At 50.0% G+C, this 15,674-nt stretch carries 13 protein-coding genes; 3 read left to right on the plus strand and 10 right to left on the minus strand.

Translation table 11 applies throughout. From position 1 onward, the window contains the following. Nucleotides 1–178: 178 nt before the first annotated feature. From ACOJS8_RS10145 to ACOJS8_RS10160, 4 genes are all read right to left on the minus strand, one after another. Nucleotides 179–1,729 carry a sialate O-acetylesterase gene (locus ACOJS8_RS10145; RefSeq protein WP_420148427.1) on the minus strand — a complete coding sequence of 517 codons (1,551 nt, stop codon included), beginning with the start codon at nucleotides 1,727–1,729 and terminating at the stop codon, nucleotides 179–181. 102 nt (nucleotides 1,730–1,831) lie between these two features. Next, nucleotides 1,832–3,754 (minus strand): six-hairpin glycosidase, encoded by a 1,923-nt coding sequence (locus ACOJS8_RS10150; protein ID WP_420148428.1) that lies wholly within the window; start codon nucleotides 3,752–3,754, stop codon nucleotides 1,832–1,834. Next, on the minus strand, nucleotides 3,751–6,903 hold the full coding sequence (locus tag ACOJS8_RS10155; protein ID WP_420148429.1) for a DUF6298 domain-containing protein: 3,153 nt from the start codon (nucleotides 6,901–6,903) through the stop codon (nucleotides 3,751–3,753). Before ACOJS8_RS10155 ends, ACOJS8_RS10150 begins: the two co-directional genes overlap by 4 nt. A gap of 119 nt (nucleotides 6,904–7,022) precedes the next feature. Beyond that, a complete protein-coding gene (locus ACOJS8_RS10160) occupies nucleotides 7,023–8,666 on the minus strand; it encodes a pectate lyase family protein (protein ID WP_420148430.1) in 1,644 nt (547 codons plus the stop codon). 383 nt (nucleotides 8,667–9,049) lie between these two features. On the opposite strand from ACOJS8_RS10160, the gene ACOJS8_RS10165 reads away from it, so the two are divergent. Together ACOJS8_RS10165 and ACOJS8_RS10170 are read left to right on the plus strand one after the other, a co-directional pair. Continuing rightward, on the plus strand, nucleotides 9,050–9,973 hold the full coding sequence (locus tag ACOJS8_RS10165) for a hypothetical protein (protein ID WP_420148431.1): 924 nt from the start codon (nucleotides 9,050–9,052) through the stop codon (nucleotides 9,971–9,973). A gap of 15 nt (nucleotides 9,974–9,988) precedes the next feature. Further along, nucleotides 9,989–10,330: a hypothetical protein gene (locus tag ACOJS8_RS10170; RefSeq protein WP_420148432.1), complete on the plus strand. Its 342-nt coding sequence runs from the start codon at nucleotides 9,989–9,991 to the stop codon at nucleotides 10,328–10,330. 21 nt (nucleotides 10,331–10,351) lie between these two features. On the opposite strand, the gene ACOJS8_RS10175 is transcribed toward ACOJS8_RS10170, so the two are convergent. The 3 genes from ACOJS8_RS10175 to ACOJS8_RS10185 form a co-directional block, all read right to left on the minus strand. Beyond that, nucleotides 10,352–10,924 (minus strand): putative glycolipid-binding domain-containing protein, encoded by a 573-nt coding sequence (locus ACOJS8_RS10175; RefSeq protein ID WP_420148433.1) that lies wholly within the window; start codon nucleotides 10,922–10,924, stop codon nucleotides 10,352–10,354. Nucleotides 10,925–10,931: 7 nt separating this feature from the next. After that, nucleotides 10,932–11,516: a hypothetical protein gene (locus tag ACOJS8_RS10180; RefSeq protein ID WP_420148434.1), complete on the minus strand. Its 585-nt coding sequence runs from the start codon at nucleotides 11,514–11,516 to the stop codon at nucleotides 10,932–10,934. 171 nt (nucleotides 11,517–11,687) lie between these two features. Then, on the minus strand, nucleotides 11,688–12,104 hold the full coding sequence (locus ACOJS8_RS10185) for an OsmC family protein (RefSeq protein WP_420148435.1): 417 nt from the start codon (nucleotides 12,102–12,104) through the stop codon (nucleotides 11,688–11,690). Nucleotides 12,105–12,232: 128 nt separating this feature from the next. Between ACOJS8_RS10185 and ACOJS8_RS10190 the strand changes: the two genes are divergently transcribed. Beyond that, nucleotides 12,233–12,826, plus strand: coding sequence for a Crp/Fnr family transcriptional regulator (locus tag ACOJS8_RS10190; protein WP_420148436.1), 594 nt, complete (start codon nucleotides 12,233–12,235; stop codon nucleotides 12,824–12,826). Nucleotides 12,827–12,829: 3 nt separating this feature from the next. Here ACOJS8_RS10190 and ACOJS8_RS10195 read toward each other — a convergent pair whose 3' ends face one another. From ACOJS8_RS10195 to ACOJS8_RS10205, 3 genes are all read right to left on the minus strand, one after another. Continuing rightward, entirely contained in the window at nucleotides 12,830–13,150 is a 321-nt protein-coding gene (locus ACOJS8_RS10195) for a hypothetical protein (RefSeq protein WP_420148437.1), read from the minus strand. 268 nt (nucleotides 13,151–13,418) lie between these two features. After that, a complete protein-coding gene (locus ACOJS8_RS10200; RefSeq protein ID WP_420148438.1) occupies nucleotides 13,419–14,363 on the minus strand; it encodes a dihydrodipicolinate synthase family protein in 945 nt (314 codons plus the stop codon). A 111-nt stretch (nucleotides 14,364–14,474) separates the two neighbouring features. Further along, on the minus strand, nucleotides 14,475–15,674 hold a 1,200-nt coding region (locus ACOJS8_RS10205; protein ID WP_420148439.1), incomplete at its 5' end, for a sodium:solute symporter family transporter.

The following is a 15,674-nucleotide window of genomic DNA, read 5'->3' on the forward strand; positions in this document are numbered from 1 at the left end:
GCGTCGTTCAGATTCAGCGAGGCAATCCATTCGGCGGCTTTCTTTTCCTGTTCGGCGTCGGCTTTAACCTTCGCGTCGGCAGACGTAGCAACCTGAGTCGATTGTGTCTGACTAAATGCGGGAGCGGTCAGGCCGATTGCGACAATGAACCAGTATTGAGAAAAAATCTTTTTCATCGTTATCGTTGGTTGAGAGTTGAGCTTTTCGAAGATTTCTGCGCCCGTAATTGCGTCTGCGATCCGGTATGCATTGATTCTGGCCGCTGAGCGTTCGTCGTAAAGTCAGCGAGTTGACTTTTCAATGGATTATCAGTTCGGAACGGGCGGGCGGGTAATCCTTCCTTGTTGAATAGGTTTGGTTGGGCGGCTTCGTCCCAGGCAAAGCGAACCGCCACCGGATTCGGTACGCTGGCTGCCGAAACCAATACGTGCTTCCGATCAATCCGTGCCTCAGCCGGTGCGAAAACACCATCGACGCCAGCAATCGTAAATCCTGTAAGTGGCTGGCCATCTTTGCTGATCAAGCCACTTCCCGTATGCGCGAAGGAGAGTTCAATAGTTTTACCTCTCAAGCGCATTTTCTCAAAGACGGGCCCTTCCGCAACGACCTTCTTTCTGTCATACGTATTGGACAGGGCCAGTAGCGCCAGCCGCCGACCAATTTCCCATTTGAAAGGTGGATGAATGTCTGACAGGTCGCTGACCAGGTCGGTTGTTCCGATCATCCCCGTGTTCGGTAGACTCAGAACCAGCTCCTGCGCTTCCCGGAACTCGGGCAATGTTTCCTTCGTCAGCACCAGTTTTCCTTTTGATTCGGAATACTTGAATGGCGCCAGCGATACGTAGTAAAACGGTAGACTCGAATCGCCCCAGGCGTTTCGCCAGCTGGTAATGAGCGTTTTAAGCTTATGCGAATACGTAGTAGTTTCTTTCAGGAAACAGTTGGACTCGCCCTGATACCACAGAAAACCAGTTAAGGTAAAGGGCACCAGCGGCCGAATCATCGGCTCGTAAAATTTGCCGGGTTCACCGTCTATCTTCTGGTTGTTATAGTACGTATCCTCCTGAAAGGCGGCATCTGAAATCCAGGGTTCAATCCGGCTACCGGGAATGGCTGACGAGATGACGCCAATCGGTACGTTCAGGTTTTTGTGAAGTTCTGTCGCAAAGAAATAAGCGGGGGCCGAAAACGAACGTAGCGCCGAATCCTGAGCCGTGCTCCACCCGCGATGCAGTGAGTCCGGTTTACTTAACTCTTTCCGGTTGACCAGAAAAATGCGAATCTGTGGATTATTCGCGTAGGTTAGTTCATCAACCGGGTTGTGGCCATCCACGGAAGGCGTTGCCAGTGAGGGGTTTACTTTGCTGTTTTTTCGCATCGTATACTCCATGTTGGATTGACCTGAACAGAGCCAGACTTCGCCCACCAGAATATTTTGCAGCCGGATCGTGTTCGTTCCCGAAATGACTAATTCGGAAGGCGTAGCCGATGCCTTCAGCGGTTTCAACGTAACGTTCCAACGACCCGACGCGTCGGCGGAAGTCGTCAGATTCTGTCCGGAAAATTGAACCGTCACAAGCTCTCCAGCCGACGCCTTACCCCAAATGTTTAGTGGTTTGCCCTGTTGCAGCACCATGTTATGCCCCAGAATCCGAGGCAAAACAATCTCCGCTTTCAGTTGGGCTGAAAGGAGAAGGAAGATGGTCAGAAACAGGTAATGTGTACGCATTATAAAATTTTTCTCGTTTTTATTCGCCTTTGCCCCTAAATCCCCTAAAGGGGACTTTGTCTGAGTATGAGCCAAGTCCCCTTCAGGGGATTTAGGTTTTTTTTACTCCGCTCTGTTATGCAAACCACTCGTTTTAAAGGACTTGATCACATAAGCCGCTTCACCTGATTCCAGCTCGCCACCTTTGGGTAAATCATAGTTCTGGTCGGTGGGCGTATCGGCATCCGGAAATCGACGTACTGCGCCCGTTCGGAAAACGACCCGGCGGAACGAAGCCACAGGAGCGAAAAAAATACGGTTGCCTTTCGACTGACCATTGACGAACGTAGTGAACATCCGTTTGTCGCGGTCCAGCTCGACACGTATGTCGTACGATTTTCCCGCTTCGTATTTCTGAATATTTGAATCGCGGTAGCCAACTTTAGCTTTGAACAGGCTGTCGGCATCGAACATCAATCGAACCGCTGCATTACCTTTATCGTCCTGAAATTCAATCTGTAATGTGCCTTTATTTGTCTGTTGCGGAACTACTGAAAATTCGACGGTAAGTTTCTTTGATTCGGGAATAACACGCTCGGCTTTGGCGTAATCGAAGGGGTCTTTATCCCGCAACACCAACGCTTTGCCACCGTCGATGGATTCGATTTTGGCGGATGCATAAACGGGGCTGTAAATGTTCCAGAGTTTCAGCTCCTCGCCCACGGGCAACGTAGCAAATGTCTCGTTCGGATGAGCCGCCACCTGGTCGGTGATGGGCACGGGAATTTTCGATACCCAGATATCTTCCTTGTTTACGCTGTAGGTGACCCACAAGTTGCCGTCGGGCGGTGTGCCGTTTCCTTCTTCAATGCCACGCACGTACTGCGGTCCGTATGATTTATAAGCCCCACCGTAACGCAACGACGTGATTTCTCCATTGACCAGAAGCAGATTCGTATAATTCAGCCCGTCTTTGCTGGTTGATAGCGCCAGCGGCCAGCGAAACTCAGATGGATTATATACCGTAACGTACTGTCCGTCTGACGTTTTTTGTCCCCAGATTTTGGCGTTGCTGTTCACAAAGCCCGGTGCCCGAAGCGGGTCGTACAGCCACGTTTTACCACCGTCTTTGCTAATGGTTGTGAGTGCATGTTTCCACAAACCCACAACGCGATTGTCGGGCAGATGATAATAACTAAACGCTTTTACGTCCTTTTTGAGCGAAATCAGCGGGTCATTGCGGTCGGCTTCTTCAATCCATTGCTGCATCATCAGCGTATTACCCAGCAATTCGTTACAGGCTTCCACAAACCCCTTGTCTTTTGAACTGGTATAAAATGGATAAGCTGACTTACTCTTATCCCAGGATGCATTGTTCCGGATAAAATAAATCGGTCCGTACTTGCCATCCGGGTAAATTTCGCGGACCACGCGGCCGATCCCGTTTCCATCGTTCGGATCGTCTTTCGGCCCCATCACAATACCATAGAAACCCAGCGTTAGCAATCGGCCATTTTTCGCTACGTAGAAGCCCATGCGCTGGTGCATTACGGCATACAAATCTTTCGCCACCTCGGGCCGACCTTCCTTTCTCCAGCCATCGGGTATTTTGTAGGGTGGGAAAATAATGGCCGGCTTTGTCCAGTTGTATCCGTCTTTTGAGGTCAGTAATAGCGTTTGACCCGGTGGTACGTGTTCGCCAACCGGATTGCTGAGGAATTGCAGATAGTACGTATTGTTCCAGTAGGCCAGCATGGGCGCGTGGTTGTACGTCCAGTTCATACCCCCCGCCAGGTCAGCATGTTCCCGATTCGCCCGAAACACCTGGATGTTATGCACGCCCACTGCCGGACTCAACTGCCCATGGTGATAGTCGACGTTTGACAACGTAGTACCGACGTAGCGAATCGTGTCCTGCGCGTAGGTTTGGGTAAGACAGAGCAGAATTACCCCCAACCCCCTGAAGGGGGCTAAAATTCTCGCACTCAAAGCTCCTTTCAGGGGCGGTCCGACGGGTCGGTTGAGGGTAAAATCAATCCCTTTCATAATCCTTTACTTTTTTTAATCCAGATGACCTCCAGGCCCTCTGTCTGTTTTTTTAGACTAACCATGCCGCCCCCTTTTACTACGTCCATCGACTTAGTAATCTGGCCCGTTTTCGGGTTTACGTAATAGATCGAAAAAGAACCGACTGATTTAGTGAGATCAAGTTCGACTGCATTGGTTGATTCGTTGTAGAGAATATACCCTGTTTTTTCGTCACCCAATGCCCATTGATTGGCTGGTTTTTGGGTCAGCTCCAGGGGATGCATCAACGTAGCGTCAGCCAGAAACTGCGGGTCAGTAACAGGCGATACGTTTGGCATTGAGCCTCCTGCCATCAGCACTGCCCAGCCCATGGAATTAGTATTGTCGGCGGCATACGTAACGGCCTTTTCGGGGAATTTCTGTCGGTATTCCTGCACCGCCCGGTATACCTGCTCGAACGAGGTTTTCTTCGGCGCAACCAGCCGAGCGTGCTGGCGAGGAGCCAGATTTTGACCGCCAGCGGGTGCGTAGGCTGTACCGTTAGCCTGATAATGCCAGTACCGAATGTCAATCAGGTCAACAGCAGCCGCCCGTTTGGTATCGGCCAGAATCGCGTCCTGCACGTCTTTTGTCGTGCTTAGACCAACGATTGCGTTTTTGCCCGTTTCCTTTTCCCACTCGCTGATTGTGTCGATCCAGAATTGTACAAAATGGAGCGGACCGGTATACTCCGCGCTAATAAGCTGAATCACGCCCGAGTTTCCGACGAAATTATTCAGGCATTGACGGATATAAGCCCGGTGCAGCGCCCGACGAACCGGGTGCGATACGTCGTAAAACTGCTCGGACATGAAAATTCGCTTGTCACCTGCGTATGGTACAGGTTCCGGAAATCCCGTGTTGTTAATGTTGTTGGCGGGACGCCAGGGAAAATCGGCGTAGTGAGCACCGGCTTCAATGATGTTGTGCTGGAAGTAATTCTCGTGAATAAGTGTTAGTCCTTTCTGATCGGCCAGGTCAGCGTATTGTTTCAGTCGATTCCAGTACCAGTGATTGTACTTCGTTAAGTCGTATTTGCTAAGTCCGTCCCAGGCCGTTTCCTTTCCGCTACGGGCAAAAGGTAGTTCGTAAAAAGGTGCCCACACGTCGCCATCCATCCGTCGAATCCGTTCGTGATCATCCCGACGCCGTTCGTACCAGAGACCGTAGTTGTGATCAATAGCCACGATGTTATCGGCCTTCATCGAATCGGTCAGCGCGTCCAGATTGTCCGTCAGCCCGCGTCCGATCATGCCAGGAACGTAACGGGTAATGTGCGGTTTGGCATTGGCTAATCCATAGGGCCGGGCGCTGCCATTCCACCAGGGCACTTCCTGCCGACTCCCCACCACCAGCGTACTGCCGCGAACCAGTTTTCCGTGCAGAACCTGCATGGGAGCAGCTTTCGAAAAGGTGGTTTCTTTGGGCAAACCAATCGCATCAATTGATTTGGCCGTTGATGACGTGGGAATAGGCTGACGGGTTGAGGCTGTCGTGATAAAATTGTACAGCGTTGGTGCTGGATTGATTGCCTGCTTCGTTAGCGCTGCGGCTACGTCTACTTTCGGGCTGCTCGACGCTTCCGAATCGACGGGTAAGAGAATTGTTCGGCTCGCTACGTTATCGCCCAAACGGTCTTTTAATTGAGCATAGTACAGACTCCGCGGGCGGATGTGCTCGTTCGACATGTCCCAATTGCCATCACCCGAAAACTGCGCCCATGTACCGAACGCCCAGTTTTGTGCCGTAGGAGGCTGGTAACAATCGACGCGAGAAGCAGTGCATTGCCAGAATACACTATTTGCTGCATTCCAGCCCGCGCCCTGTTCATCCTGTGTGCGGTTCGCAAAACGTAGCGCATTGCCGTCAACATTCACTACGTCGAAAAGCACCCCTGATGCCCAGCTATCGATACTGCCGCTGAAACTGAACGGCAAGTGCGATTCACATTGCACAAACGCGTTTGGACCGGCGCTGCAGAAGCCCACCGCAAAATCGTGATAGCCTGATTCAGCGTAGAGTCGTTGGCAAAGAACCTGTTGTCCACGAACGAAAAACGTGTTACGTCGTTCGCCACCAATTTCGGAAACGGGTATTAATGACTGGCAATCTTCGATCGTTATGCGTTTAGCCGTTTCCTGAACGTTCACCGCTGAGCCAGCAAAATGACGGAAACCCACTTGTCGTACCCAGGCATCCTGTACGTTTTCGAGCACGATGGCCATCCAGCGATGGTCCTCGTCCTTCGGGTTGGTTTTGTCGTAAGTTGATGTTAATTGAAGATTTTCTACACCTGACTGGCTGATTCGTCCTGACCAGACGTAACGTGTAACGGTACCGCCACCGTAAGTTGAATCCAGGGCGGTTGTCAGCGGGGCGTCAAGCGTAAGCTCGGAACCGTTGACGGCCTTAACTTGCCGATCCCAGAGAAGGTCGCGCTGGCCGGGTTTCCAGCCCAGCGCTGAAAGTCCGCCACCAAACGTATCGGTCCCTAGTTTTTGAATCCATTCTTTTGTTGAAGGCCGCCGAATCTGAACGTAGTCGCCGACTTTGAAATCTGTCGATTTGGCTACGTGAATTTGTTGCGCATTGACCGGTACGTAACCATCCGAGATCGATACGGTTGTGGTTAGCTGCCGATCGTTTTTACCGGCAATTGTAATCAGGTTGTCGCGACTGAAACCCGTTCCCAGAATCGTTGTACCGCCCGCGTTTGCGCCACTGCCGCGAAGCACTACGCCTGATGCCGTGATGCGTAAACTGCCCGCTACTTCGTATGTACCTTTTTCGAGCAAAACCGCTCCGCGAAATCCATCTTTATCGAGCGGCAATGACGCTACGTAGTCGATAGCGGCCTGTATCCGGCGGGTGGCATCCCCTTTCCGAATGGGTACAGTAACCTTGATCGCTACGTCCGGAATAGCCTGTTCGCCTGCTTTGTAGCCGCAATACGAAAAGTCGGGAATACGGTTCCCCAATGCATCAGGCGTGTACGTTAAATGACCATCCGAAGTCAGTGCTACCGGTTTTGGTGGAGCCGGTTTATTCTTCTGTGCATACGCGTACTCTGTTCGATCAAGAGTGAACAGCAACGAAAGCAGTGCAACAAAAAGAGTAGGTTTACGCACAGGTTTGGAAAATAGATACGTCTGTGGTGTCGGGTTCTCAAACCCGACATATTTCAAACTATAGTATGTGTCGGGTTTGAGAATCCGACACCACGACACTCACGGTCACCTTCAAATGATTACGTTCTGGGACGTACCTGAGCAACAGACACAACGCTGTTCAGGTAATCCTCAATGTTCGTATAACCATCCTTGTTTTTGTCCTGGCTGGCATCCGATGCGTCTTTCGGATTCAGGCCATTTTTCGCTTCCCAACTGTCGGGCATGCCGTCTTTGTCCGAATCAACGTACGGGGCACCTTTATACTCAGGATAACCACCCACTTGAATCGGGTCGGTGATGATCCCATTTTTGTACGAATCAATGGGTAAACGGCGGTGCTTGAACTGCGTTTCGGGCAGTTTTACGCCTTCCTTGTACGCAATTTTTCCGGTACGTACCTGCTCAACAACGCGCGTATCGACCGGGTCACGTTTGGGCAACGTAGCGCCCGCGTTTGCCAGTACATACTCATATGCCTGTTTTGTGGGGACGATGGTCAGTTTAGGCATCGGCAGCGGCTCATTCCACTTGATGTTTGCCATGTATTGACCCGCATTGGCCATTTCTTCGACCTGTACGCCACCATCCCAGTTATCTTTCGTTACTTTCTCGTTGCCATCCACAATATTACCATTGACATAGGCCCGTCCGTAGACCCGGTAAGGTAACTTGCTACGTCCCGATTCCGGTTTTAAAAGGCGGTAAGCGATGGATGAATTCTTCGGGGTTTCGGGGCCGGGCTTGTAGTAGTTGTTGATAATATTGTACATAGCCGTATAGTCGCCCCCATCCACTGAGCGATGTACCCAGTTGAAGATGACGTTATTGACGAAATTGAAAATACCATTCCAGCCGATCGACGGATTCCGACCGGCATTGTCAGCCCAGAGGTTGCGCATGAACGTACAATTTTCACCACCCAATGTACTGCCAAAAGCATGGTTCCAGGTATCGAGTGCTTCCGAGAAAATCGAATTCTGAATCGTAATATTAACCGTCGGAAGCTTTTCCTCAATAGTCTTGCCGGTGCTGTCGTTATACATGTGTCGGTACATCGACATATTCTCATCCAGCCCCCAGCTTGCCGATACGTGATCGATCATGATGTTGCCGATCGGGTTGCCGCCAATGGAATCGTCGCGACGGCCAACGTTGGTTTCGCCCCGACGAAAGCGCATAAACCGAATCAGTACGTCGTGGGTGTTGATCCAGACTGATTCGCCCGCCACGCAAACGCCATCACCGGGTGCTGTCTGACCCGCAATGGTAACATAAGGCGCTCTGATAATCAGTGGCGTTTTTAATTTAATAATACCCGCTACGTTGAAAACAATCGTACGGGCCCCACCCTGTTCGCAAGCTTCCCGCAACGTACCGGGGCCACTGTCGGCCAGGCTGGTCACGACCATCACTTTACCACCCCGTCCGCCGAATGTGTAGGCGCCACCACCTTCAGCACCCGGAAAGGCAGGAATGCTGGCCTGGGGTAAATCGACCGGACGGGCCGCCCAGGGAATATACGGTTTCCCTTCCTTCGCTTCTTTGGCAATAATCGGCTTCGCCTTTTCCCAGGCAATATCCGACTGACGTCGGGCCTCTTTCAGCAAATCATCGCTTTCTTTCTGCACGTCCGCCGGTATGGTCGGGTACTGGGCAAACGTAACTTGCTGTGCAAAAAGCATTGTAGCTAATAGGGCGATTGGAAGAACCAGTTTTTTCATTGTCAAACGTTCGGGTAAGTAGGTTTTGTTATTGGTTGTTATTGTCGTAATCATTCATTGCAGACAGAATCAATGAATACGAATGACTTCCAATGATCAGATTGTATAGCAAGCTCAAAATAAGGCTAAAAATTAGGGCAATGTCTATATCATTTTCTCGGTAATTTATAGGATATTGTCATCCCCTGAAATTGTACTATAAGAAGCGTCCTGGTAACGATTCCAATAAGCCAGTTTTTGTATGTTCAGTCCGGAATCGAGAAGACTTCAGCCGCAAACGAGACAAGACAGCCGCTTACTAAAATGAGGTATTTATAAGCGTTCGAATGCACTAGATTTATCCGGTTTCCCTTTCTATCGACCAAACTGATCCTGACTGCCCAATGAGTAATCGCTATCTGGCAAGTATATCTTTTCTTCTCCTGGCTGGCTTATCGGGCTGTGCTACGTTGACACGAAGTCAGGTGGAAGCAATTAATCAGTATGCCGACGTAACAACCAGTTACACGCATTACCCGGGTAAGGTTTTGTCTGATTTTATGGGATTGCGCTATAAAGATCGGTTGCTGATTGCCAGTCAGACGTCAGACAAGGAAAATCCGTTAACGGTTGAGGATATCAATCGCCTGTACCAGCAGAAAAAGCGCGAAAGCGAAGCTATTGAGGGATTCGATATTGGCATCCGGGCCATTACCGATTATGCCTCGGCGCTGAAAAAACTCTCCTCGCCGGATTTTGCCAAAAACGCGGGCGCTAATGCGCTGACGCTGGGCACATCGCTCGACTCATTAACCAGCCGCTACAATTCAGTCGTCAAGCCAAGTGTAAGTTTGCCGTTTATCGGCTCGCTGGTTGGGCTGGCCGTGAAAGAAGTGGGAGGACGCTACGTTGGCTATAAACAAACGGCAGCCCTCAAACAGTATGTTCAAACCGGCGATACGCTGATCAACAGACTGACGCAGAGCCTGGAGGAAACGATGAGTACGCATACCACTACGTATATTCAGGAACTGGAAAAAGATATGCGGACCTTCAATAATCATCTGCTCCGGCAACTGAGCGACACGGCACATTATGAGCGGTATCAGTTTGGTTCTGAAACTTTGGCGATGGTTGAGCAGATCGATCAGCTGAAAAAGCTGAATCGTCAGTCGATTCTGGCGTTGCAGAAACTACGGTCAGCGCACAACGAGCTGGCTAGGCAATTACAGCAGAAACAAAAATTGATTCAGGCCGGAAAAGAATTATTTGGTCTTTATCAGGCTGTCAATGATCTGCAAAGTACGTATCAACAAATTCGCAACTAACCGCTCGTATCACCCATGATGGAATCAACCATTTTAGCTACGCTTCAGAAAGTGAACGACGCCAAGCGCGAATTGGCCGATGAGCTCGGGAAACCGCATTCGTCGAAGGAGTTGAGTCAGATCCGAAAGGGGGTTCGCTTGCTGGATAACCTGGCTGCTGATCTGTTTCTGCAGGATCTTCAAAATCAGTCCGACAATCTTCGACAGCAGGCAGGTCAGCTTCAGGAGCTTTCGGATAAAATCAACCAGACGTCGGAAAACCTGGCCAAAATTGCCACAACTATCAAAGACATTGCCGACAAAGTAAACGCCCTAATTGACGCGGCTGCCATCCTGAGCGGAGCCGGTTTAATTTAAGCTGCCTACACGCTGAGACTTTTAGTAATCACTGTTATTCTGGGAGGCTGTTCGGAAGAATAATTCCGGATAATCGACGACAAGCCCAAGCGGATCAACGGTAATGACTGCCTCAAAATCATTCGGCACGTTTTCGTATTTGTACCCGGTGTTGGAAAGCCGGGTGTAATTCTGCCGAACCGACTTTATATCATCTGCCAACAGATCGACGTACAAAACCTGGATCTGCTGGCTTTCCTGTTCGGCCAACTTAAGTCGGTTTATGGGGAGGGTGTTGGTAAACGGCGTCAGTGGTATATCGACGTCCGTACATCCCCGAAACTGTTCGGCAGGTTTATCGTTGAGCCACCAATTTCCATGCCCGTCGCTTCGGAAACGTAGTACTTTTCGTGAGTGATCAAGCTGAGCCGTTATGTCACAACGTAGCGTAACCCAGTCTGGATTGGTTTCTATAACGTACTCAACCCGATAAATTCGCTGCGCATACGTACCGATAATAACGGACGTAATACGCGAACCGGTGCCTGTGGACGCTAGCTGACAATGTTCCAGCGAATAATATTCCCGGCCTGTCCAGAGTAGGTTTATCAGCATAGTCCAATCAATGAAACGCTACGGACCTGGGGAGCCGGTTGACAAGCCACAGCAAAAACAGTGCGTTGAAAATGAGGGTAAACGGTATGACGGAAAGGTTTTTGAAAAACAAAATCAGTACCCACTCCGATGACTGTGCTGATATAATCTGGCGCGCTTTCAACGCAATGAGCAGGCAGGTTTCGTAGGCTATATGATTGATGAACAGGTTGATCAGCAACGCAATAATCAGAAACGCCACCATGTTGGCGAGCAGGGCAGGCCATCTGTCCCGAAGCTTTCTGATGGCAACGCGCCAGTTTTGCATCCGCCCCTCTTTGCTGACAACCAACCGGCTTAGTCTGATTACACCGTTTTTGGCTTTGGTGAGCCCCAGCGTATAAAAAAACAAGAAAATTCGGGCGCCCTCGATTACGATTTCCAGCAACGTGTGCGAAATGGGGCTTATCGGGCCTAATGCGTTAAGTTGAACAGCCCGCCCGAACGCTGCAACGAGTCCTAGTCCTAAGATTACTGGTAAATGACTTTTGAAAAACCGAACCGTGGATACGGTCCAGTCTAATACATTCAGGATACGTAGTGAGGCCGTCATGGGAGTGTTTGATTAATGGGCTGTATTGGCTTACGGTTAAAAGCAGTATCGTGTCGTAAGCTACTGATAACCAAGCGCATTTAGCTTGGCCGAGGGCATGATTTTATGCATAAAAAAACAGCGGATGAAAAATAGGATTCATCCGCTGTTTTCAGAAAAGTAACGTGCTTGTTAAGCTAACGTAGCGTCGACACTGATGGTGGTGTTGAACAGCTTCGAGATAGGGCAGTTGTGCTCGGCATGATCAACCAGTTCATCGAACTTCGCTTTGTCGAGACCCGGTACGCTGGCGTTAAGGGTCAGTTTGGAACTGGTGATACCGCTATCTTCCAGGGTAATGGTACATTTTACGTCCAGCGAATCGGCAGCAAAACCGGCTTGCTGAATATTGAAAGCCAGCTGCATGGCAAAACAGCCTGCGTGAGCAGCTGCTACCAGTTCTTCTGGATTTGTGCCTACGCCATCAGCAAAGCGGGTATTAAATGAGTACTGAGTCTCGTTAAGGACCGTACTGGCGGTTGTTAACGTGCCTTTACCATCTTTGCCCGTTCCGGCCCAATGCGCCGATGCATTACGTGAAATTTTCATGAGTGTACGAATTTAGTTTTGTTTGCGATTTGTTTTTGACAGATCAAAGGTAAAAAGACCTGTACCTCCGATTTTTCACCTATGTTAAAAAGCGAGAGTACGGGATAAAAATTTAGATACGTAGTAAAATGATTTCGTCTGCTCAGCCTACATTACAGTATCATTTGCAGCAATTTGCTCAACTTTCTGAAGACGATTGTCAACTGGCCGGGGATTCCTGGTATTTGCGAACCATCGGAAAACATGAGTTCTTTAATTTCCAGAATTCGGTCTGCCGACAGGTCGGGTTTATCCTGAAAGGACTTTTTCGGGTTTACTACGTTGATCCGAAAACTGACCAGGAGTACAATCTGTATTTCATTACCGAACACGCATTTCTGACCTCCCTGAAAAGTCTGTTAACCAGAACGACCTGTCCTTATCTGATTGAAGCGCTGGAAGATGCTGAACTGCTGGTTATCGATTACGATCGTCTGCAGCAACTTTACGCACAATCACACGGTTGGGAACGCTTCGGGCGAATTCTGGCCGAGCAGTATTTTATGTTCAATCAAAGTCGCTCGGAAAGTTTACTGACCCAGACCGCCGAAGAGCGCTACGTTGATTTGGTTACCAAACAGCCAGACATTCTCAATCGGGTATCCCTTGGTCATATTTCATCTTACCTCGGTATTAAAGGCCCTTCTCTGAGCCGAATACGGGCTCAGGTAGCCAGAAAATGATCGTTAATAGCCCTCGTCAGTGACCAGGTAGTAGTTCTTTTGCTGCGTAGACTGATCCTGGTTTTGAAACGTAACCGTGAGACCTGCTACGTGCGTATACGCATTGAAAGCAACAACCTGGCTGTCGGTAATCTGCTGGTTCTGACGGCTTGCCTGTTCTTCAAGAAAAGCAATGGCTTCTTCCTGCGAATCGAAACTGCCGAGCATATCGCCCAGGTCGAGTTTGGGTTCCTGATCGGGTAGCTCACCTGACGTATTGGAAATGGGCGACTCAATCGTCTCTGTCAGATCAGAGACTGGAGCCTCATACAGCTCAATAATCATCCGGGTAAAATGGTTGGTTTAAACAGGTAACTACTGACCGGCGGTGTTTTGTTTGATTGACCAATGTTCTATTTCTAAATCAGTACGTTTTTGTTGTGTTAACTGAGGGCGGATATTCAATCCGGAATCATTCAGTAGAATATGCATCCCATTGAAGCTGAATACAGTTGCTAAGACGTAGTGAAAACTCGATAGTCTACAAAAAAAGTGCTACGGTTCTGAACCGTAGCACCGATGAGCCGGCCAGGCCGGTTTTCCGGAATGAAATCTACGACACCCGTTCAATACCAATTTCGTCCTGCAACTGATCAGCCGTTTCGAGTAGCGCATCCAATTGTTGCTGAACGGCGGGCGTCAGCGGGTCGATTGCCCGGCGCGTATAGAGCGTAATAGGCAAACCGCGCTTCTGGAGAGCGTATTTGGCTGCCGTTGGATAAGCTGTATGCAACAGGTCCATTGAATCGACCAGCCACTGCTGCACCCGATTAACGTCCGCCTGTCGATCGGCCTTGTCAAAATTTTCGCAGAGCCAGACAATCAGTTCAGGAACGTAATTGCCTTGAATGCAGGACAGCCCGGCCGCACCCGCCTTTAGCGACGATACAGCGTTCACCATGTAAGCGTCGTACAGACCAAACTGGTACCCTTCGGCAACGGCTAATCGTTTGGCTACTTCTTCCGCATCCAGGCTTGTATCCTTATGATAGATGATACGTCCTGTGGGCAGAATATTCGCTAAAAGCTGGCTGGTGATAAGTCGCTTGTAGGGAACGGGACATTCATATAAACCAAGCGGAATATTATCCGTCAGGTTCATCAATTGATGGAGGTGATCAAGGAAAACAGCGTCGGAATCTTCGGGGTAAGCGATTTGACAGGTTGTCGCAATAACAGCCTGAACCCCCGTATCGTAAATACGTTTGATAAAGTCGGCCTGCTGAAGCATAAGTCCCCCAAACGTACCGGTAGCCACAACCGGGACCCGGCCTGCCACTTGATCGACGACCTGCTTTGTTACGTTCAGGCGTTCAGCTTCAGTAAGTTCATACATCTCACTCGACAGACAGTTGGCAAACAGGCCAGCCGAGCCCGATTCCAGGTAAAATTCCGTCAGTTGGGCGAGTCCGGGATAATCAATTTCTCCCGAATCGAGAAAAGGTGTGAGCATGACGGGAATAAATCCGTGCGGCAACGAAGATTGTGTATTGTTCATCGAAAATAGCGTATTTCTGGTAATGGAATGAGCCCATTTCGCGCATAAAGATAGGGCGCAGACGTAACGCTCAGGCGACATACGTGCTGATTCCGCTCAAATCATTTTGGTTTACTTCGTCTGGATTTCAACATCAGCCGGTTCGGGCTGTTGCCGACGGGCGCGCGTCAGGAGCAGGCCAACCAGGAAAATGGTTAACGTACCGATCACGATAATCATGCTGGGATGAAACGGACTACGTAGTGCTGCATAGGTGTCGGGAAGCTGGGCCGAAAAGGTCATCCAGATAATGACCAGAATCCCTACCAGTGTAGCCGTCAGGGCTTCGGCGTTACGTGTCGATTTCGAAATCATCCCCAGTAAAAACAAGCCTAGCATACCGCCCGCGAAAATCCCCGATAATAGCCACCAGACATCCAGGACGCTTTTGATGCCAATCATGGCAATACCCGTACCCATTCCCAACAGGCCGAAAACCGTGGTGGCGACGTATAAGATTCGCATAGCTTCCTTATCCGATAGGGTCGATTTGATGTATCGCTGGTAGATATCGACCGAGAAAACGGTGGCCGACGCATTCATGCCCGAACTGATGGTGCTCATGGCTGCCGATAGAATGGCGGCTACAATAAGCCCGACTAAGCCGGCGGGTACTTTGTTGACCATAAAATGCGGCATCACCTTATCGCCAATATCGGCAGGTCCTAACGTAGCGGCCAGTTGACTAATCGCGCCCTGACTACCGCCCGGTAATCGTTCGGCGGCCACCTGCATACGCACGGCGTTCAGCAGCTCCGGATTGGTCTGGTAATACGCGTACAGGCTGGAGCCAATAATGAAGAACAGAAGCGAAGCGGGTACGTATAAGTAAACACACAGCCAGATAGAACGGCTGGCTTCCCGGGTCGACGTCGTGGTATGGTAACGCTGAACGTAATTCTGGTCCATCCCGAAATTATTCAGGTTCATAAAGAATCCATAAAGCAACACGACCCAAAACGTCGATTGGGTAAAATCGGGGCTAAAGCTGCCCAGGCTAAACTTATTGTCGGCTTGCCCGATAGCGACAATCTGATCGATGCCGCCCGCCATACCGCGTACCACCAGCCACAGGGTGAGCAGGGCACCCGCCGTTTTGATTACCCCCTGCACAACTTCCGTCCAGATAACAGCCTCCATACCACCCAGCACAGTATAGATAATGATACAGGAGCCAACGATCAGCATAATCGTTTGCATGGGGTACCCTGTTAGAGCCTGTAAGCTGAGCGCAATCCCAAAAAAAATAGAACCCATGCGGGCCAGTTGCGT

The organism is Spirosoma sp., from assembly GCF_048594605.1.
Lineage (GTDB): Bacteria > Bacteroidota > Bacteroidia > Cytophagales > Spirosomataceae > Spirosoma.